Here is a 20742-nt window from a genome sequence, read left to right on the forward strand (position 1 = left end):
GCAGCGCTATCGGGGTGATGGGGCCGGCGCGCCGATCGCCACAGGGAGATGCGCCAACGGCATCTTCAGTAGATGGAGCCACGCATGGTTTTCGGCCACAACAGAGAATTGCAAGTCATAAGTTCCGGGGGTTGTCGGCTTGTCGACAACGATAGCGACCGCTTCTTCCGCACCTGGAGGAATCGACAAGCTAAGCTCGTGCCTCCTGTTCCAGCCTACGCTTGGATCAGATGCTGCATGCTCCGACACAAAGCGCCACGACAAGCTCAATGGGTGGCCCGTCCGCGAGAGGGTGTGCAGTGTCGTTGCGTTGTTGTTGCGTATGCGCAGAATGACGTCCAGGTGGTCTCCCCTGTCTGAGGCAGAGGCGGAAAGGTGAATGTTTTGCGCCTGCTCTTCAGTGGGTGGGGAAGCGGATGCATCTGTCGCGGCAAACTTCTCGCGATTGCATTGCTCCTTTGGCACCCACACGGTGCGAGCCATCAGAGAGTCATGCGTCAACCCACGTGCGGCAAGCACCGTGAGCGGCAGACTGTAGATCCGAAGCATCTTCGATATGCACGGTGCCGACTCCCGGACGCCGGGAGGAGAGTTTCCGGAATAGCCATTCAGCGTGGGTATTTTCTTGTCCTGAGCAAAGAGCATGGCGTCCAGATCCGTCAATGCCATTGGCTCGTCGAAGCGACCGCTCACGTAGAGGATGGAATCCTGTCCGAAGCTCTTATCGGCCGCGAGCGTGGATATTGCCCTCGATCGACTCTGCCAGTCGGTGATGGGTGTTCTCGCAAATTGATAGCTGGCAGTCTCGATCGAAAAAGCGAGGATGATCAGCCCATACGCAAGCCACTTTCGGTCGAACCATCGCAGCAGGTTCTCCACGCCGCTCGCTGCCATCAGCGCCAGCGGCAAGGCCATCACAAGGACCACACGCGACACCGCTCGGATAGACGACACGCCGGGCAGCGACAGGAAGAGCTTGTATATCGACTGTTCGCCGACATACAGCGTCAACACGAAGAGCAGCACCAAAGAGGTGAAAGACTGAAGGACCAGTTGGCGTCGCGGAGAGTGCCTCCACATCAGGATCGGCACCAGGGCAAGCAGGGTCAGCAACAGGGCCGAAAAACCAAAGAACATCTGCTGCTCGTGCCGCATTGGGACGTCGGCCGCGATGCGACCGAGCCAGCTGTAGAGCTCCGACCGATCCGCATACAGATAGCTCTGTGGTCGAGGCAGCATCGACAGCACTTCTTCCACCGGCCGTTTGAATCCATACGACTGGCTCACGGCGTTGTACTTCAACAGCAATGCACCGGTGGCTGCGCCGCACACGGCAATGGCCGCGAGCGCCCAGGCAACCTCAATGCGGCCGGCGGGGCCGTGGTTGGCAACTCGCTTGGGCCGCATGCCGGTCAGAAGCATGGCAAGACCAGTGGTTGCCAAGAGGTAGACCAGGAAAACGCCGAGATAGATCGAGCAATAGAACTGCAGCGTGCCCCACGCCGCAAGCTGCGCCAGCCTTGCGATGCGCCGCTCGCGCACCAACTGCGTAAAGCTCAAATAGGCGAGCGGTATGGCGAAGCGATAGGTCAGCTGCGCGTGACCGTCCTGCGCCATGGCCGGCAGTGAGAACGCGAAAATGAAAGCGGCGACGGCCGCCGGAAAACAGGAGAACTCCAACCGTCGCATCACGAAGTGCATGGCGGTGAAGTTGAGCGCGCAACCCACGGTGAGCCACGCGTTGAAGGCGTGCTCGCGTTCGAGGCCCGCCAAGCGAGCGAGGACGTACACCACTCCCGAGCCAAAGTGGCTGTCGCTGAATGCCAGCGTGCCCGACGTCGGATAGAAGAAGCGGGGCGTCCAGAGGGAGCGCACGTCCTGCGTCGCCCATTGCCAGAGGTGTTCGAGGATCACGCTGTTGAAGCGCGCGTCCCCTAGATCACCTGGGACTGCGGAGAACCAGTCCGTGCCCCGCAGGACGAAGAAAATCATCCCGGCGCCGGCCAGCAGGGAGGCGGCGATGATCTCGACCCTGGATCCTCGCCCGGGCGTCTCGGCGTTCATTTGCACGTGTAAGTGACTTGCGAGGTGCTGTGCCGGAAGGGGTCGGTCAGGTCGTCGGTGTACTGACCCATCAGCAAGCGCTGTCTGGGAAGAAAGTACGTTCTAAAGAAGCGGTTGAAAGATGCGAGGCGATCGCCTTTGGGGGTGAGATGCACGCATCCGTCATTGATGACGACGGTGCCTGACTCCATCTGTTCGGTCAGCCGCACGTCCACCAGACGATACTCCTTGACGTACTCATTGGTGAACACCTCGGCGAACCGACTTTCCTGGATGCCGCCGCCTCGTTGCTGCAGTTTCTCGAGGATGTAGAAGGACAGCGATCGGTCAAGCACGGTCGGCACCGAGATGGCGAGAGCGTAGCCGGTCAGAAGCCAGATGAGCAGCATCTGGAATTTCTCGAAGGCATTGAACACGTGGAACGGCTTCAGCAGCCAGACCGCGACGGCAGTGACTGCGGCGGCAAGAACGCCGTCGGCGATCGCGCCGTAAAAAATCACGTTCACCGGCAGGAAGGTGACGTGGGTCCAGTAGATCAGGACGGCCAACGCCAGGAAGAGAGCGCTTGCCGCGAAAAATTTGCGTATCTTCATGATTCCGAAAACACCAACAATTTGTTGCCCGCGTAGCTCAGCAGGGTTTGGAGTACCGTCGCCAGCACAAAGCCGGCCGTGTAGTTGAAATGAAGTACGTCGGTCCAGGCGAAAAGCAGGAGGCCGTGGAGGCAGGCGATCGACGCGTAGAGCGCAAGAAAGCGTGCGGCCTGGGCCAACACGGGTCGGTCGACCCTCTTGAAGACGAAGTAGCGGCTTCCTACGAAGGACGCTGCAATGCCGAACCATGCGGCGAGGAAGTTTGCTGCGCCGGCGGACCGAAGACCTGCGACTTCGAGGTTGAAGGTCAGTACACCATAGTGAATCGCCGTCGCCACCAAGCCGTTGGCGACGAAGCGCGCGAGCTCGCGGAAATGCGGTTGCTGTATTCTGCCGCGCAGGATCATTGCGAGATACCTTGGGTATGCTCGACGGCATCGACGAAGATGGTGTATGCAGTGTGGGTTGGTGCCCCGGACCTGCTCACACCGGTCAGCATGAGGCTGATCAGCGCCAAGGTGCCGGTCTGAAGGAACACCAGCAACAGGATGCCCAGAGCGACCGAGAACCATCCAGGCGTGGCAAACCCCGAGAGCTTGAGGGCGATCGTAGCCAGGCCGAGAAGAATCGTGAAGGCGCCGATGACCGCGGACGCAATCCCGACGCGCACCAGGACGTCTTCCGCGAACACCATCACGCCCCGAAATCCGTGCAAGGCCAGACCGACGAAGTTCATCTTGCTCTTCCCGGCATAGCGCGGCCCGCGATCGAGCGCGCAGGTCACGACTCGAAGACGTGACCCGAGAACGCAACTGGCCACGTGTGTCCAGAGCTCCTGCATGGCGGCCAGTCGCCTGACGGCGTTCGGCTTGAGGGCCATGAAGTTGCCGAAGCTGATTCGGCGACCCGTGAGCAGCTTGAATACTCGCTTGTAGACGGCATAGAAGGCCTTGAAACGCATGCTCTCGACACGCGCACGACGCTCTGCCACCACCAGGTCCACGTCGGCAGCCGCCAACTGCGCCAGGAGATCCGGAATCGATTCCGGCAGATCTTCTCCGTCTGAATCCATGACGACGACCGTGGCCTGCGGGAAATGTTCCGCGACGTAGCTCACGCCCACAGCGATCGCACGCTGATGACCGACATTTCGGCGAAGTCGGATGATCGTCCCCTGCAAACCCACGGCATCCATATGCTCCATCGCGACCGGCTGCCGCACCGACCCGTCATCGACGGCGACGACGTAGACCAAGGCGCCAAAGGCGGATGAAAGCTCCGCAAACAATCGGGCCGATGCCTCCGCGTCCTCGAATATGGGAGTGACGACCACAAATGGGGAAGATTCGGCGTCCATGTGTCTGACTTGCTGAAAATTGAAAACGCGCTGTAAAGCGTGCCACGTCCTGGATCGACCGGCTTGGCGAAAATCTGCTGAGGCCCGGGAGGGCGGGGGTGGGCGTTCGGCGCCGACTTCGGTCGGCAAAGCCGAGCTCTGCCTTGTGATGGCCAGCGATCGCTCTGCGCGAACTTTGGTGCGGCTCGAGCGCTCAGCCCAGACTTGGTTCGGAATTATGCCGCAGTGACATCTGCCAAGCCATCCAGGCGTGCATGGCTGTCGACGTTGAAAATCCGCCGCGCCATGGCCATCAGAGCATGCCGGCGAGAAGATCTCGAAGGTTCGGCTCGGGCAGAGGCATCCCGCAACCGCTCAGCAGCGCATTCAGCTTGTCGGGATTGCCGCAGAGTCGGTGCACCTCGTTCTTGCGTACGAAGTCGGGGTTGACCTCGATCGCCATCCGGTGTCCCGTCAACTGCTCGAACATCGCGATCACTTCTCGCAGTGTGTAGGTGTGGCCCGAGCATACGTTGTAGGTCTCCCCCGGGGCGCCGTGCTCCATGATGCAGAGGTACGCGTCGCACATCAACTGGATGTCGTTGAACTCGCGCTCCACATCGAGGTTCCCGAGGGAGATTGCAGATGCCTTCTCGACAAAGTGCTTTGCGATCTTCGGGATCACGAAGTTCACGTCCTGCCCCCGGCCGGTGTAGTTGAATGGACGAATGATGACCAGATCGAGGCGATCGGCGTACGTCTTGGCCATGTACTCCATTGCCAGCTTGCTCATCGCATAGTGATTGGCGGGCGCTGGCGGGTGCGTCTCCGACAATGGCGAGTGCTCGCTGTTGCCGTAGACGTTTGCGCTGCTTGCCAGCAGCACGCGGTGGGGGGGCGTGGACAGCAGGGCCAGGGCGTCGAGCAGATTCGTGGTGCCGACGACGTTGACAGCATAAAACGCTCCGAGATCCGCATGGCCCACGAATGCGATCGCGGCGAGATGCACGACGGCGTCGGGCTGCGCCTCGATCACTTCAGTTCGCAGGGCAGCCTCATCTCTCAAATCGGCCCGCAAAGGCACGATCTGGTGGCCGGCGTCGGTCGCCTTCTTGGCAAAGTGGCGTCCAGTGAAACCGTCGGCGCCAGTCAGAAGAATCTTCAAAACGAAAAACCCTTGGCATTCCGCCCGAGGTCAGACTCGACCATCATTTGGCAAAGTTGCTCGAGCGTTGTCTGCGGCTTCCAACCCAGCTTCTCGAGTGCCTTGGCTGGATTGCCAATCAGCAGCTCGACCTCGGCGGGGCGGTAGAACTTGGGATTGATGCGCATCACCGTCTTGCCGGTAGCGGTGTCCACCGCAGACTCGCCTTCCCCTGTTCCCTTGAACTCGACCGTGATGCCGGCGCCCTTGAACGCCATGGTGACGAAATCGCGCACCGTCTCGGTACGGTTCGTCGCCAGCACATAGGTGTCCGGTTCGTCGACTTGCAGCATGCGCCACATTCCTTCGACGTACTCCTTCGCGAAGCCCCAGTCTCGCTTGGCATCGAGGTTGCCGAGCTCCAGCACTTCGAGCTGTCCGAGCTTGATCTTGGCCACGCTATCGGTAATCTTGCGCGTGACGAATTCGCGACCGCGCAGCGGGCTCTCGTGATTGAACAGGATTCCGCTGCAGCCGAAGATGTCGTAGCTCTCACGGTAGTTGATCGTGATCCAGTGTGCGTAGAGCTTGGCGACGCCGTACGGGCTGCGCGGATAGAAGGGCGTGTCCTCGACCTGAGGAACCGCCTGGACTTTACCGAACATCTCTGAGGTGGACGCCTGATAGAAGCGAATCCTCGGGTTCGTGAGGCGGATCGCCTCGAGCAGATTCAACGCGCCGACGCCGGTGATCTGCGCCGTGGCGGCTGGCTGATTGAAGCTCACGCCCACGAAGCTCTGCGCAGCGAGGTTGTAGACCTCATTCGGCTCGGTGTCGCGGAGCAGGGCCAACGAACTGCCGAGGTCGGTTAGGTCGTATTCGACCAGGTGCAGCCTGGGGTGATTCTGGATGCCGAGCTCTTCGATGCGCCAGAAGTTCACCGAACTGGTGCGTCGGTAGGTGCCATAGACGTCATAGCCCTTGGCCAAGAGAAGCTCGGCGAGATACGCACCGTCCTGGCCCGTGATTCCGGTAATGACAGCTCTTTTGTTCATGACTCAACTCTCAGGTGGGTTTGCAATGGATGACAGGGTATGCGGATCCTGACCGTGGCGAGGGCGGTGCGCCTGCGTGAGGGCGACAGACCAGCTTCAGCAGGTCTTGCGTGGTCTGGCGCCAAGTCAACCAGGGCATCGTGTCCGACTTCGGGTGGGTTCGTTCCTTGAACAGGTCGGTCCAGGATCGGATGGCGTCCGCCAGCGCCTGGGCCGAGTTTCCGTGAAAGTAGTGTGCATTTTGCCCTGCCACCTCCTGAAAGACTGCGAGATCCCTGGCGATGATGGGAATCCTGTGGCGCGCGGCTTCGATCAGCGGCAGCCCAAATCCTTCGCCTTCCGAGGCTGCAATCAGACAAGTGGAGGTCGCGTAGATGCGCTCGAGGTACTCGTCGCTAGTGCTCTCGAGCCAGAACAGCCGCTTCCCTGACTCCGGATGGTGGCGCAGGCGCTCGGCCAACTTGTCGACGAGCCATCCCTCCTTGCCCACGATGGCCAGGTTGACGTCGGCTCCTTGTGCCCACAGAAGTTCGAAGGCGTCCAGGGTCTGGGTGTGGCCCTTGCGCGGCTCGACTGTGCCAACGGAGAGAAAACTCGGGCGCGCGCGGAGTGACTTCAGGATCCACTCGGAACTGGACGGGATGCCTTTGGTGGGGCTGGAGCTCTCGATGTCCGCGCCGATGTGAAACCACTGGACGTCGAAGCGCTTCGCTCGCGACGGATGCTTGCTTTGCATGTAGGCCGACAAATCTGCGGCCACCGATCTGGAAATACAAAGAGCCCCATCGTAGCCCGCGATGACGTCCAGCCATTGCTCGAAGCCCTTGAAGGTGCCGGCTACAAAATGCTGCGGCATCTGGATGCACAAGAGGTCGTAGACCACGAAGATCACCTTGACGCCGGCGCGATGCATCGAGTCCAGTACGGCTTTTTGCGCGGGGATGACCTGCGGCTGAAAATCGAGCCCGAGGAAAATGTCTCCGGCATAAAAGTCGATGGGGTCGTCTTGGGCGTCGGGACGCGCCTCGTCACCTGCTGCATGAGAAAGGAAGGCTCTCGCCGCAAAATAGCCTTGCTTGTCCGACGTGGCGTAGATCGGCAGTATCTCGAAGCCGCTGGGAGCCATTTCCAGCAGCTCCTTCAGAATGCTGCGGGTGACGCGCTGAATTCCAGTCTTCGAATCCCTAAGAACGAGTTCCGAGATGTCGACGAAGATTCGGGCGGTGAAGTGGGTCGGTCGGATGCTGGAAACGATGCAACGGGCGATGGATTCCGTCTGCTCGTCGGATTGGTTCTCCAGCAAGGGCTTCAGCGCGCCGATCAAGTCATTGGTGATGGCCTTGGAGGTGAGCTTCGGCTCGGGAACGGAGACTTCCGCCGACAGGGCGGCTTCGATGGCCAGCGCGTAGACATCGTCGACCGAAATATCGGAGAGGCAAAATAGCTGATATTTGCAGTCGGCCCGTGTCGCGATATGGCACGGCGAGCATTCGGCATCTCGATGAATGACCAGACTCTTTGGAAACACGGGCGCCCATTCGGCGGCCGTCTCGTGCCCCCCGTAGACGCCGATGACGGTCAAGCCGAGGTAGGAGGCGAGGTGCGCCCCACCCGAGTTGTTCGCGATGCAAACCGAATTCTGGGCCAGCGTCTCCATGAGGACAGGAATGCTGAGTCCCACGTGCTGCACCACCTTGTGCGAGCCTTGGAAGACATGCTTCTGCGCTTCGGTAGCCGACGCCAAGAAGATGTTGATCGCGCTGACGCCGTCCTGTGCGTCCAGTTTCGAAATCAAGGATTGAAATCTCTCGACGTCCCATTCCTTGACATCGTTGCCTGCATACGGAAAAAGCGCGATGACGCCTTTCTTCCGCTCGGTCGAATCGAAGAGTCGCGGCAAGGCGATGTAGTCGTTCGGGTCGGCAGGTAGCGCATCGACCAAGGCCAGCAACTGGTTGCTGATGGATGTCCGGTTCATTGAGGTTTCGACGAAGGGCGCGTCCGCGACCGCATTCAGCGCGATGTCGAGTTCCTTGTCGATGGCCGGGTCGAAGGTCTGGTAGCCGACTTTCAGCTTTGCATCGACTGCCTTCAGGACGAAGCGCGTGTCGCTTTGCCGGCGCAGATCCAACGCAATGTCATAGGCGCCGAGCTTGCTGAGGAAAGTCGAGAGTTCCTCCTGCGCGACAGAGGCTTGGTTTGCCGACTTCTTCTTGAAATAGTCCAGCGCATGAATCTTGTCGAAGAAAGGGAACATCTTCGCGAGTTCTACGTTCCAACTGCCGACGGCGAGCTCGAGCTTCGCGTCCGGATAGCGGGCCGCCAGCTTGGTGATCGCGGGCATCGCCAGGATCAGGTCGCCGAGATGGTCGAGCTTGAGCAGCAGGATGCGCTTGCTGCTGGGCTGGAAAATGGTCGTCCTTTCGACGCGGGCAAGACTTTTGCTCGCCGTTGTGGAACGATCATTGAACTTTTCCAGCGCTTCGAGTGCCCTGCGCGCGCTTCGGTCCCAGGAAAAAGCCGTGGCCTGCACGGCCGCATTTCTCTGCAGGGCTTCGCGAAGCGTGGGGTCCGTCAGCGCTTGAAGCATCTTTGCCCTGATCGACTCGATCGACTCGGGGTCGAACATCGCTTGTGCGGATCCGATGACTTCGGGCAGGCTGGTGCTGTTCGCGACGATGACCGCAGCGCCGCACGACATGGCTTCCAGAGGTGGAATCCCGAAGCCCTCATGGGTCGATGGGAACACGAAAAGCTTGCATATGTTGTAGAGCGCAAGCAACTCCTCGTCGGAGATATAGCCGGTGAAAACGACTTCATCGGTTCCCAGTCCTGCCTCTGCCGCGCGCGTTTGAAGCGCGGCAACTTCGCCTTCGGGCATGCGCCCGGCCATTACGAGCCGGTGGTTTGCGCGAACGTTGGCAGGCAGGCCGGCGTAGGCCGACACCAGCCTCGCCAGGTTCTTTCGCTCGTCGGCACCCCCCGTATAGAGCAGGAACTCGTGAGGGATATTGAACTTGGTCCGAATGCGCTGCCGGGCTTCGTCGGAGATCGCGATCTTCCTGAACGATTCGTCGCAGGCCCCAGAGATGTTGATCACGTCATCGGGGTCGAAGGCAAGCCCTCGGAGCGCCTCGCCGCGGGCACTGTCCGAGATGGCAAGCAGCTGACTGCTGCGCTTGAGCGAGTCGATCTTGCGTGCGTAGTAGTCTTGCCGAAGTGGGCTCGACCTGAAGTGGATGTCGGGGTTCAGCAGCGGAATCAGGTCATAGAGAATGACCGCTGTCGGTGTCTTGGCGTCGAAAGTGCCCACGCTGACGACGGCATCGTCTCCGAGCCCCTCGAACAGACTTGTGACCAACACCACGTCGGGCTTCAGCGAGAGGATGAATGCCTCGCGAATGCGCTCCGCGATTTGCCGGCGGGTGCTGTTGGCCGGGTCCAGTTCGCGCGTGGGACCCAGCGAGTTCCAGACGCGAATGTTCTCGCGCGGAAGGAGGTCGGAAAATGCCTCGCGAATGGCATCGATCGAATCGGGCAGCAGCCCATTGAGTGCGAGCAGAACTTCATGCCTTTCTGCTGCGCGTGCGATCGCAAATGCGAGTGAAAGACTGTATCTGCCGATTCCACGGAATCGGCTTTCAGTCTGGGCTCCCTGCATGTCAATGATTATTCGCATCGGATTTTGTGGGGAATTGTCTTGGCGGAGGCGGGGCGAGAGATTCAGCCTCTTGCCAGGATCAGCCTTGCGAACTGAAGAAGGCTGCCGCCCTTGAATAGGTGACCCGAGACGCCTGCGCGGGATGCAGCCAGAACGTCTGATTCGTTGTCGCCGATCAGGAACGACTTGGAAAGTTCGATGCGCAGGTCGTTCGCAGCACGCAGCAGCATCCCGGGATTGGGTTTTCGATCGAAGTGATCGCGATGTCCATATGCCGGGACCTTCGCCTGGTCGTGGTAGGGGCAGTGATACCAGGCATCGACCTGCGCGCCTTCCTCGTCCAGGCGAGCCGCCATCCATCGATGCAGCGCAAGCACTTGCGCCTCGCTCGCATAGCCGCGGGCGATGCCCGACTGATTGCTCACGACGACGACGCTGTGGCCCTGGGATCTGGCAAAACGGATCGCGTCGCTTGCGCCTTCGACGAACGTGATGTCCTCGGGTTTACTGGGATAGCCCGTATCGAGGTTGATCACGCCGTCCCGATCCAGGAAAAGGGCGGTCCTTCCGGTGGCGAACGGAGCGGGCCGGACCACCCGGCCGAATACCCGCTCGCACTCCATGAGAGCGAGAACGAAGTGATAGAGACTGCTGGCGGGGACGTCCCTCGACAATGCGCGTCCCGCCGCGTCGATGCGATCGCGCCACAGCCCCGGTGGATCGAGCAAAAGGAAACCCGACTGAAGGGCCGCGAGCGCCCTCGCAGCCTTCTCGCGCCATTTGCCGGCATCGGCCGGGGCGGCTTCCGCTTCCGCGGCGCAGGCTTTCAGGTACTCGCACGTGCCCCAAGAGCGACGACTGTCGACGTCGGTCCGCTCGAGGATGCCGACGCGCTCGACCGCGAAGCCTTCGGCGTCCACGCCCTCGCGTTCGGCGCGCGACAACAGGACGCTCACATCTTCATCGACGCTGATGCCGCTCAGCATCGAGAAGCGACGCAGAAGCCACACCCATTCGAAGTGGTGGCCCGGCTCGTACCAATTGCCCGCGATGTCCTGCGCTCGCCATGCTTCGTCATGCAGTTCCGGCAACGCGGCCTCCGCGCGCCAGAGCATGCGCTCGGAGAAGACCCTATGCAGTACGCTTGCCCGCGCCAGGTCTTGCGCACGGCCGGTCGATTCGTAGAGCGCCATGCAGGCCTCGAGGAGGTGCATCGTCGGGTTCTGGCGCAGAAACGCGTCGGGCCGCGGAATCGCATCGATGACGCCCCCATTGCTGGCGGCCAATGGGCCTTCAAGGATCTCGAAGACTTCGTCGGCCAGCGCAAGATAGCCGAGGTCCGGCTTGAGGCGGTAAAGCCATGCGAGCGCGAACAGGAGAAACGCCAGCGTGTAGGCGTCGGACTTCCGCTCGTGGATCGTCCCATCGGGGGCCACGGAGAACGCCCAGCGATGCGGCAACTCCTTGCTGTAGTAGCGGCGCAGTACCTGCTGCCAAGTGCGATCGATCTGGGCGCGGCTGTCACGCATGCCGCGCAGGCTCAGATGGGCCAGCACATACAACTGGCGGCATTGCACCATGAGGCGCCGCGGCACCCCCTCGACCGGCCGACCCGAGAAATCAAGCCTCTCGTGAAAAAGCCCGAACTTCTCGTCGTATCCCCGATCGAGCCATAGCGGAAGTGCGTCGATGCTCAGCCAATTGCTGGCGCGTGCGCGCAGCTCCTCGAAGTTTTCCACCAACGTCACGACTTTCGGGTCTTGTTGATCTCGTCGACGATGCGAGTCGTCGAGTAACCATCATGAAAATCCAGGGCGATGACCTGGCCGCCCCGAGCGGTCACCTCGCTGTAGCCGACAATATCTGCCACCGGGTAGTCGCCGCCCTTCACCAGAATGTCCGGCAACACGTACTGGATGGTCTCGAGCGGAGTTGGCGCGTCGAATTCAACGATGTAGTCCACCGAGGCCAGGCCCGCCAGGACTTCGGCTCGATGGGAGAAGTTGTTGATCGGGCGACTGGGGCCCTTGAGCTTGCGCACGGAGTCGTCGGAGTTCAGCCCCAGCACAAGGATATCTCCCAGGGCACGTGCCGCCTTGAGCAGCCGGACATGGCCGGGATGGAGAATATCGAAGCAGCCGTTGGTGAAGACGACCTTCTTGCCGTGCATCCTGGGATTGACCAACGCAACTTTGAGCTGATCCTCGGTCAGCACCTTGGGGTGCTCATGGCTGAAGGCATTCACTTCGGCCTCGATCTCGTCTTCGCTGACCACGTACGTGCCGGGGTGGGACACCGCGATGCCAGCTGCAATGTTCGCGCGCTGTACGGCATCGGAAATTGAGCGCTTGGCCGACAGCTCCATCGCGAGCGCGGCGAGGACCGTGTCCCCGGCGCCGGACACGTCGAAGACATCACGCGCCCGCGTGGGGACGAAGTCCGCGCGGCCACCGGCGCTGACGACGACCATGCCCTTGGCGCCGCGCGTGATGACCAGGTGCTCGAGTCGAAGGCTCTCGATCGCGGCGCTGGCCTTGGCGACCAGTTCCTGGTCGGATCCGTAGGCGCCGAAGAGTCCGACGAACTCGCTGTTGTTGGGCTTCAGCAGAAACGCCCCGCGATATAACTCCGGGGTGACTCGTTTGGGATCCACGAGCGTCGGCACGCCGAGTCTGGCGGCCGCGTCGAGGAATTCCGGCAGCTTGTCCAGAGTGCCCTTGGCGTAGTCGGAGAGCACCACCAGATCGTAGTCACCGACTTGACGCCGGTATTCATCGAGCAGGCGTTGCTGGGTCTGAAGTGTCGGCCGAACGTCTCGGTCGACGCGGGCGATCTGCTGCGAGCCGACGACGAGCCGGGTCTTCTGGGTGGTGCCGCCCTGTGAATCCTTCACGAACAGCGGCGTCACCTGGTAGCGCTGCAGGCAGGTCTCGAGCTCGGCCGAAGCGCTGTCCTCGCCGACGACCGCCAGAAGGGTCGCATTGCCGCCCATGGCGGAAATGTTGGCGGCGACATTGGCCGCACCGCCGGGCCGGTTCTCCTCGTGCTTCGCCGCCAGCACTGGAACCGGTGCCTCCGGAGAGATGCGTGACACCTCGCCGATCACATAGCGATCGAGCATGATGTCGCCGACGACGAGGATGCGCGGCTTGGTTGCGGTAGGGAAGGGCTGCTGCATGTCAGGCGAACTTGTCGGGAGTGTTGAGATAGCCCTGGACATAGTCGGCCACCCCTGCTTCGAGCGAATAGAAGTCGGCGTCATAGCCAGCGACTCGCAGCTTCTGCATGGCTGCCTGAGTGAAGTACTGGTACTTTCCGCGAAGGTTCTCGGGCATCGGGACGTACTGGATGTCGGGGTTGATGCCGCACGCGGTTCCGACGGCCTCGATGAGCGCTCGGAACGAGCGTGCTGAGCCCGTCCCCAGGTTGTAGATGCCGTTCTGCCGTGTGCCGGCCAGAAACCAGGACATGACTTTGCAGCAGTCCTTGACGTAGACGAAATCGCGCAATTGCTCGCCGTCCTTGAAGTCGGGACGATGCGACTTGAAAAGGTGAATAGGCTGGTTGGCGACCACCCGTGAATGATTCTTTGCGACGATGCTCATCATGTCGGCCTTGTGATATTCGTTGGGGCCGTACACGTTGAAGAATTTGAAGCCGGCCCAGCGCGGCGGCGCGATGCCCTTCTCGGCCTGCCCGAGCGCCCATCGGTCGAAGGCTTGCTTGGACCATCCATAGAGATTGAGCGGGCGCAGCGGGGCGATGTCCTGCGTATCGTCGAAGCCTTGGTCGCCGTCTCCGTAGGTTGCAGCGGATGACGCGTAAAAGAACGGGACCTTCCTGGAGGCGCACCAATTCCAGAGGTTCATCGAGAACTGGAGGTTGTTGCTGACCACTTCATCCCCATCGGTGGCGGTCGTCGACGAGATCGCACCGAGGTGGAACACCGCCTCCACCGACTGGGTTGTGGTCTTCAAGAATTCCGCACAGTCCTGCGGGAAGACGAATTCGGCGAAGCGATGCTTGGCGATGTTCTTCCATTTTTCGCCCGAGCCCAGCCAGTCGACGATGGCGATGTCGGTGAACCCTGATTGATTCAGGTGGGTGACGAGGTTCGAACCTATGAAGCCTGTCGCTCCAGTGACGATGATCATTTGCAGTGCTCCGACCGATGGCTTGGAAAAAAGAGAGCGCGCCGATGCGCTCAATCGCGCGCGCTGGCCGCCTTGAGTTTGAGGTACACCGCGCGTGTTGCAGGTGACATGGCCATCGGCGGGTAGCTTGGCACCTGGGCGGTCGTGTTCGGGGCAATCGGCGGTGGCGCCAGCATCGCGCGGACACGCCGGTGCAAAGGTGGCGCGAGGCGAAGACATGCCAGGACGCCACGTTTGAGCACGGGGTGCCGCACGACGACGAGGGCGAAGGTGCGCAGCATTGACTTGATGCGGCGTTTGATGCCGCTCGTGATGCGCCCTTCCCGAAGTGCCGACAGAAGGCGCCGGCACCGAGCCCCGATGGAGCGGATCGGCGCCGTGAGCCGCCAGGAGGTGCTGTTCAGGACGGCGTCCAGATGCTGTTGCAGATGCGCTCGCGCGGCGGCTGCGGCCTGATTCGCAAACCGGACTTGCTCTTCCTGATCGGCAAACTTGCGCTGCGCCGCGGCGCCCGCTTCGAGGGCTTGATCGATGCGCGCGCCGAGCAGCCGCGTCTCGGCCGCGTGCGCCTCCCGGAGCTGGTTGATCTCGGCGCGACGGGCCTCTTCGCTCGCCCGCGTCTGCACGCGATGCTGCTCCAGCACACCCCGGCACAGTTCGGAGTTCGCCATTCCGCTGAGGCGCACGCCGTCGAACACGTTGGGTGGGGTGGCGAAGGCGGATTTCAGCTCCGGGTGTTCGGCCGCGACGTAGAAGCGGTTGAGTCCGTCAAAATAGACGAATTCGTAGCCGGCGGCCAACAGGATGTCCTCCGAGCCTTGGTAGCGAAGCTCGGTCGACATCGGCACGGTGGCTTCGATCAGGATGATCCACGGCCTCAGCGTCTGGCTGTCCCAGCCGCGCAACACCGCCTCTTCCAGGCCCTCAACATCGATCTTGAGCCAATGCACCGGCTGACCCGCGAGCGATGCGAATGCAGTGCTCATTGGCAGCATTGGCGTCGGGACGACTTTGTGCGCAAGCCCGTGCACGGTGTGGTGGCTCTGCGCGAACTCCTTGACGCCGGTACTCAGTCCGGTGTCCTCGAACACGCTGAGTTCCAGGATGCCCGCCTGGTCCGACAGCGCCAATTGCAGCACGGTCTCGTCGGGACGGTCGCTGCGCAGCATGTCGGCATAGCGCGGAACCGGCTCGACGTGGATCCCTCGCCAGCCGTGGTCGTAGAACGCCTTGCTGACCGAGTCGATCAGTGGATCCTGGGCGCCGACGTCGATGTACCGTCCGGCGGGTACGTGCTTGAGCGCGCGCCACAGCATGACGTCTTCGAAATTTTGCGCATAGGAGATGAACGTCATTGAATCGAGAGGGGTGTGTGCAAGAAGGCGGGCCTGCCTGGCAACTGCGCTGTTCCAGGGGAAACATGCACGAATTTGGGTGGATTTTTCACATTTTACGAGCTAGCCGGGTGTGTTCTTGGGCATGATCGACTCTACGGACACCCCACGATCCAGAAGAGTTACGTTTGCTAGTGAGAGTACATAACAAAATGACAGGGCTTGATTCGCTGCGCCGGAGCGCTCGGAGGGTTCCCAAGGCTGCTTTCTGGCTGATGACGCCATGGCGCATGCCGGAGCGCCTGCGCTTCATGCGGCAGCGGTCTGCCAATGAGGCCAGGGCGAGGGAACTGGACAGCCTGATCGAGCGGGAGCGCGCCCGTCAGGAGGCTTGGCGGGCGGGGGATGATCCGTTGCCTACCCCGCCCCTGGACTTGCGCAGCGATGCCGGTGCCGCGGATGCGGCAGACTTGCCGCTGGAGGAAGTGTTCGGGCCAGCCCCGGCCCCTTCGGACGTGGTCGACACGTGGGCTGCCGCCCGGTTTTGCATCGCTCTCCTTCGATCCCGTAAGGATTTGTATCTAAAGTTTCCTCGCGCGCTGTCGGAACCGGTGGCGGAAAGCCACTTTCTGGCCTGGCTGCAAAGCGATCAGGGATTGCGTTGCTCGGGCTTGGCGCCAGAGTCGATTCCGCATTTCAAGGCGTTGTTCGCTGGCGACCCCTCAGCCCGCGCCCGACAGGTCTTCCTCTCCGACGACCGGATCAGGGAGGTGCTGCCGCATGGGCTCACGCCGGCTGGCCAGCACGCGTTGTTTCGATGGTTCATGAGGCATGCGTTGCCCGACGCCGCAGTTGGCCTGCGCCGGGAGGAGATCGTCTGGCTTTTCATGCAGGCGGCCGAAAACCCCCGGGATGAACTGGTTCGTGCCTACCTGTTCACGCCGGATTGGCAGCGCCAGTTTCCTGACGCGATCACGATGTTCGGCTGGGCCGGGTTCGCGAAATGGTTTGTGAGGCACTATGGTGCGAACCCCCTGTGGGTCGATGTCGAACGGGCGCCGGATTGGCATGGGCCTGCTGAGCAACTTCGCATTGCCCATGTCGCCAATGCGACTTGGCGGGCGATTCATCCGGAGGCTCTGTCCGACGCCTTGAAGGCGCGTGCCTGGCTCGAATGGCTGACCTACGGCGCAGACCTGCCCGCGACGGTGCGCCAGTGGTGCCAGGCGCTGGATCTGCAGGCCGTCGTGCCGACGCTGGTTGCCCCGGGCGCGAACATCATCGGCCATTTCTGCTATCCGTCCGGCCTTCGTGTCTCCGTCGAATCGATCGTGCATTCGCTTGCGCAAGTGGGCGTCGAGACCTCGCTGCGCGACGTGAGAACGGATGCCAGGGATGACCCATGTCACGTGCGATTCGCTGGCCAGGAAATGCACGACGTTACGTTGATCCACGCCCAACCAGAGCCCTATTTTCTCGACGCCTATGCGAGGGCGGACCTTGCCGAGCGCGTCCCGCGCACCTACCGGATCGCCTATTGGTATTGGGAGTTCGACTCGATCCCCGACGCCTGGGTCGAGTGCGCAACACGGGTCGACGAAGTGTGGACAGCGACGGAGTTCATTGCGCGTGGCCTGCGTGAACGCTTGTCGGTCCCGGTTCGCACGTTGTTTCCCGGCGTAAGGTTGGCGCCCTTCAAGTCCCGCAACCGAGCCGAACTCGGACTGGAAGAGGATCGTTACACGTTTCTATTCACGTTCCACATGATGAGCGTGATGGAGCGCAAGAACCCCCTGGGGCTCATTCGCGCTTTCAGAGCGGCCTTTCCCGAGGATGAGAAGGTCTCGCTGGTCCTGAAGACGTCTTTCGGTGAACGCTATCCGGCAGAACTTCAGCAACTGCGCGATGCAGCAAGCGGCGCGAACATCACGATCATCGATAAGGTGTTCAGTCCGGATGAAGTGCTTTCCCTCATGAACGCCTGCGACGCCTATGTGTCCCTTCATCGCAGCGAAGGCCTCGGCCTGACGATGGCCGAGGCGATGCTGATGGGCAAGCCCGTGATCGCCACCAACTTCTCGGGCAATGTCGATTTCATGGACGACAGCAACAGTTTGCTGGTCCCGTATGAACTCGTGAAACTCGGCGAGCCGATTCCCCCTTATGAGGCCGACCTCGAATGGGCCGAGCCTTCCGAGGAGCGCGCCGCACAGCTGATGCGCCGCCTCTATGAGGATCAGGAGTGGGGGCGGGCGATCGGCGCTCGCGCGAAGTCGAGCGCGGAAACCAACCTTTCCCTCAAGGCCGCAGGGCAAAGGATCAGGGCGCGCCTCGAAGAAATCGAGGCACTCCGGCGCGCTCGGCAGTGATCCGACCCAAGGAACGCGCTACTGCTCGACGATCCGCCCGTGTTCGAGGTGAATGACCCGATTGCATTCCTTTGCGATCAACTCGGGTGAATGCGACGCCAGCACCAGGATCCCCGATTTGGCCACGACGTCCTTCATGCGCTGTTCGGCTTTCTCGGTGAACTCGGCGTCACCGACCGACAGCCATTCGTCCATCAGCAGGATGTCGGCTTCCACACTCGTCGAGATCGAGAAGGCCAGGCGCATCAACATCCCGGTCGAGTAGGTCCGCACCGGCATGTTCACGTATTCACCCAGGCCGCTGAATTCGCAAATGCCCGGTGTGAGGGCGTCGATCTGCCGCTTGCTCATGCCCATCACAAGGCCACGCAACATGATGTTCTCGACGCCCGTGGCGTCCGCCTCGATGCCCAGCGAGGGGTCGATCAAGCTCGACACACTGCCCTGCCTGACGAATTCGCCGGACGAGGGTTCATACACGCCGGCGAGCGTTCGCAGCAGTGTCGACTTTCCCGCCCCATTGTGTCCAATAAGGCCCAGACGGTCGCCGCTTTTGAGTTCGAGATTGATTCCGCTGAGCGCCTGGACGACATTGACGCCGGTCTCCTTGCCGAAGCGGCCGCCGGTAACGGACGCGGCCAGCGTCTTCTTGAACGATGCCGCGCCGGCCCCATAGATGGGGAAATTGACGGAGACGTCTTTGAGAGAGATGAGAGCCATGTTTTCCTACAGCCAGTAGACGACGCGTCGGCGGTATTTTGCGAAGAGCAAGCTCGACGCGGTAATGGTGACGGCTGTCCAGCCCAGGATGCCCCACCAGTTGTGGCTGTCGGCCACGCCGCCCATGAGGGGCGTGCGCAACAGGTCGAGCATCTGGGCGAAGGGGTTCCAGAGAATGTACTGAGCACGGCCAGGAAGACTCTCGGGCAACCAGAACACCGGCGTCAGGAACATCAGCATCTGCATCACGCTGGTGACGATCTGCGTGACGTCGCGGAATCGCGTGCAGACCAGGCCGAGCGCGATGCCCACTGCCTGCGCGTTGATCAGCACCAGCAAGAAGGCCGGGATGAAAAGCAGGGCCGACCACGACAAGGAGACGCCAGCCCAGAGTGCGACCGGAACGTACAGGACGATCTGGTGGGCGAACTGGATCAGGTTGCGAGCCATGCTCCGCCACACGAAAAGACTGATCGGGAAGTAGCCTTGCTTCAGATAGTTGGCGGATCCGATGAAGGCATTGCACGAATCCGTCACCATGCTCGAGAAGAATCCCCAGAAGATGATGCCGAGCGCCAGATGCGGAAAGAACTTTGACAGCTCGGTCCCGAACAGCGAGCTGTAGAGCGGGCCCATGCCGCCGATCATTGCACCCATGCTGAGCGTGAGCCACAGCGGCCCCAGCATCGAACGGCGATAGCGCAGGACGATGTCGAACCAGGCGAGGGTCCACCAGATGTCGGTTCGTCGAGTGCCTTCCCACCAATCGCCCCACGCGCTGCGATGCAAATTTGAATGTGCCTGGCTCATACGCGCCCGTAAGTATCGGCGAGCCGGACGATGTCGTCTTCACCCAGGTAGGCTCCGCACTGTACTTCGATGAGCACGAGTTCGTCTTCCCCAATATTGGTCAATCGATGTTTCTCCTTCAATGGGATGTAGCGGTACTCGCCAGGGAGCGTCTTGTGCTCGACATCGCCGACCTGAACAAGTGCGGTGCCGCGCACGACCACCCAGTGCTCCGCACGCTGGTGGTGATACTGCAGGGACAGCGATTCGCCGGACTTCACCGTGATCCGCTTGACCTTGTAGCCGTCCTCTTCCTTCAGCGATGCGTAGGTGCCCCAGGGGCGATGGACGACCGCGGGCAGGTGAACCGTCTCGTGTCGACGCGATTTCAAGGAGTCGACGATGCGCTTGACGTCCTGGGCGCTGTCCTTGTGTGCCACGAGCAATGCATCAGGAGTGTCCACAATCACGAGATCGTGCACGCCCAACGTCGCCACCAGCTTTGGGCCGTGGCTATCGACTTGTACATGCGTGCCGGTGGTGTCGATCGCTACGATGTCGGCTGGCATGGTGTTGCCACTCGCGTCGGCGGTGTGGGCCTTGGCGACCGAGGGCCATGAACCGACATCGCTCCAGCTGAATTTGGCTGGCACCACGTGGACGTTGTCGGCCCGCTCCATCACGGCGTAGTCGATGCTGATGTCGGGCTGGAGGCCGAAGGCATGCAGATCGAACTGAACCGCACGGTCTGTCGCTCGCGACGACTCGAGTGCGTGGCGCGCTGCCTTCAGCAACCCCGGCGCATGCAGCTCGAAGGCGGCCACGATGGCGTCTGCAGTGAAGCAGAACATGCCGCTGTTCCAGTAGTAGCGACCGGTGGCGAGGTATTCCTGTGCGGTCCGGAGGTCCGGCTTTTCGACGAATCGCTTCGCTCGCTGGCTTTCGCGCGAGACGTGTTCCACCTCGACATAGCCGAAGCCGGTGTCCGGACTCGTGGGGCTGATGCCGAACACCACCAGCGCACCCTTCTCGGCAAGCCTGAAAGCCTCGCTGGCGCTGGCGACAAAGGCTTCGACATCCGGCACCAGATGGTCGGCCGAGAGCACCAGCATGACGGTATCTCCGCCAAACTGCTGGATGCACTGCAGGGCCGCGAGCGCTATCGCCGGGCCGGTATTGCGACCCTTGGGCTCGAGCAGCAGGGTGGTTTCCGGCGGATCGGCCATCTGCCGCAAGACGTCCTTGGTCAGGAACAGGTGGTCCTTGTTGGTCACGATCATCAGATCGCCAATGCCGCAGGCCTGCCCTCGCTCCACCGCTTGCTGAAGCAGGGTCGAGCCGCCCAGCTTCATGAATGGTTTCGGAAAGGCCTGGCGCGAAGCGGGCCACAGGCGGGAGCCTGCGCCTCCCGAGAGGACAACTGAAAGCAAGCGCATTTTCTTCCTGAGTTCTTGGACGGGCGATAATTTTACCGGTCCGACTCCGGCCAGCCCCGGAGCCCGGGGCTTCGAGGCTTCGTCTCG

General features: G+C 61.6%; 15 protein-coding genes. 1 reads left to right on the top strand and 14 read right to left on the bottom strand.

Features of this window, described 5'->3' with window-relative positions; translation table 11 throughout:
* Positions 1–6 precede the first annotated feature (6 nt).
* The 11 genes from QTI33_RS14345 to QTI33_RS14395 all read right to left on the bottom strand — a co-directional run bounded on the left by QTI33_RS14345 (position 7) and on the right by QTI33_RS14395 (position 15362).
* The gene (locus tag QTI33_RS14345; RefSeq protein ID WP_286506709.1) at positions 7–2064 is read right to left on the bottom strand and encodes a hypothetical protein; all 2058 of its coding nucleotides are present in this window, start codon (positions 2062–2064) and stop codon (positions 7–9) included.
* A complete protein-coding gene (locus QTI33_RS14350; RefSeq protein ID WP_286506710.1) occupies positions 2061–2657 on the bottom strand; it encodes a hypothetical protein in 597 nt (198 codons plus the stop codon). The genes QTI33_RS14345 and QTI33_RS14350 overlap by 4 nt, the downstream gene beginning before the upstream one ends.
* Positions 2654–3064: a GtrA family protein gene (locus QTI33_RS14355; RefSeq protein ID WP_286506711.1), complete on the bottom strand. Its 411-nt coding sequence runs from the start codon at positions 3062–3064 to the stop codon at positions 2654–2656. The genes QTI33_RS14350 and QTI33_RS14355 overlap by 4 nt, the downstream gene beginning before the upstream one ends.
* A complete protein-coding gene (locus QTI33_RS14360) occupies positions 3061–4014 on the bottom strand; it encodes a glycosyltransferase (protein ID WP_286506712.1) in 954 nt (317 codons plus the stop codon). The genes QTI33_RS14355 and QTI33_RS14360 overlap by 4 nt, the downstream gene beginning before the upstream one ends.
* 292 nt (positions 4015–4306) lie before the next feature.
* Positions 4307–5158, bottom strand: coding sequence for a GDP-mannose 4,6-dehydratase (locus QTI33_RS14365; protein ID WP_286506713.1), 852 nt, complete (start codon positions 5156–5158; stop codon positions 4307–4309).
* Positions 5155–6192 carry a GDP-mannose 4,6-dehydratase gene (gene gmd / locus QTI33_RS14370; protein ID WP_286506714.1) on the bottom strand — a complete coding sequence of 346 codons (1038 nt, stop codon included), beginning with the start codon at positions 6190–6192 and terminating at the stop codon, positions 5155–5157. The genes QTI33_RS14365 and gmd overlap by 4 nt, the downstream gene beginning before the upstream one ends.
* Positions 6193–6202: 10 nt before the next feature.
* Entirely contained in the window at positions 6203–9853 is a 3651-nt protein-coding gene (locus QTI33_RS14375) for a glycosyltransferase (protein WP_286506715.1), read from the bottom strand.
* 62 nt (positions 9854–9915) lie between these two features.
* A complete protein-coding gene (locus QTI33_RS14380) occupies positions 9916–11601 on the bottom strand; it encodes an HAD-IIIA family hydrolase (protein WP_286506716.1) in 1686 nt (561 codons plus the stop codon).
* Entirely contained in the window at positions 11598–13031 is a 1434-nt protein-coding gene (hldE, locus tag QTI33_RS14385; protein WP_286506717.1) for a bifunctional D-glycero-beta-D-manno-heptose-7-phosphate kinase/D-glycero-beta-D-manno-heptose 1-phosphate adenylyltransferase HldE, read from the bottom strand. Before hldE ends, QTI33_RS14380 begins: the two co-directional genes overlap by 4 nt.
* A 1-nt stretch (position 13032) precedes the next feature.
* Positions 13033–14007 carry an ADP-glyceromanno-heptose 6-epimerase gene (rfaD, locus tag QTI33_RS14390; protein ID WP_286506718.1) on the bottom strand — a complete coding sequence of 325 codons (975 nt, stop codon included), beginning with the start codon at positions 14005–14007 and terminating at the stop codon, positions 13033–13035.
* Positions 14008–14057: 50 nt separating this feature from the next.
* Entirely contained in the window at positions 14058–15362 is a 1305-nt protein-coding gene (locus tag QTI33_RS14395) for an FkbM family methyltransferase (protein WP_286506719.1), read from the bottom strand.
* A gap of 191 nt (positions 15363–15553) precedes the next feature.
* Here QTI33_RS14395 and QTI33_RS14400 point away from each other — a divergent pair, with 191 nt between their 5' ends.
* Complete coding sequence (locus QTI33_RS14400; protein WP_286506720.1) at positions 15554–17710, top strand: glycosyltransferase family 4 protein; 2157 nt, start codon at positions 15554–15556, stop codon at positions 17708–17710.
* Between the two features lie 18 nt (positions 17711–17728).
* Here QTI33_RS14400 and QTI33_RS14405 read toward each other — a convergent pair whose 3' ends face one another.
* The 3 genes from QTI33_RS14405 to QTI33_RS14415 are packed head-to-tail and all read right to left on the bottom strand — an operon-like array spanning position 17729 to position 20655.
* On the bottom strand, positions 17729–18430 hold the full coding sequence (locus tag QTI33_RS14405) for an ABC transporter ATP-binding protein (protein ID WP_286506721.1): 702 nt from the start codon (positions 18428–18430) through the stop codon (positions 17729–17731).
* A gap of 6 nt (positions 18431–18436) precedes the next feature.
* Positions 18437–19240: an ABC transporter permease gene (locus QTI33_RS14410; protein WP_286506723.1), complete on the bottom strand. Its 804-nt coding sequence runs from the start codon at positions 19238–19240 to the stop codon at positions 18437–18439.
* Positions 19237–20655, bottom strand: coding sequence for a mannose-1-phosphate guanylyltransferase/mannose-6-phosphate isomerase (locus QTI33_RS14415; RefSeq protein WP_286506724.1), 1419 nt, complete (start codon positions 20653–20655; stop codon positions 19237–19239). Before QTI33_RS14415 ends, QTI33_RS14410 begins: the two co-directional genes overlap by 4 nt.
* Positions 20656–20742 lie beyond the last annotated feature (87 nt).

The sequence above is a fragment of the Variovorax davisae genome (genome assembly GCF_030316845.1).
Lineage (GTDB): Bacteria > Pseudomonadota > Gammaproteobacteria > Burkholderiales > Burkholderiaceae_C > Variovorax > Variovorax davisae.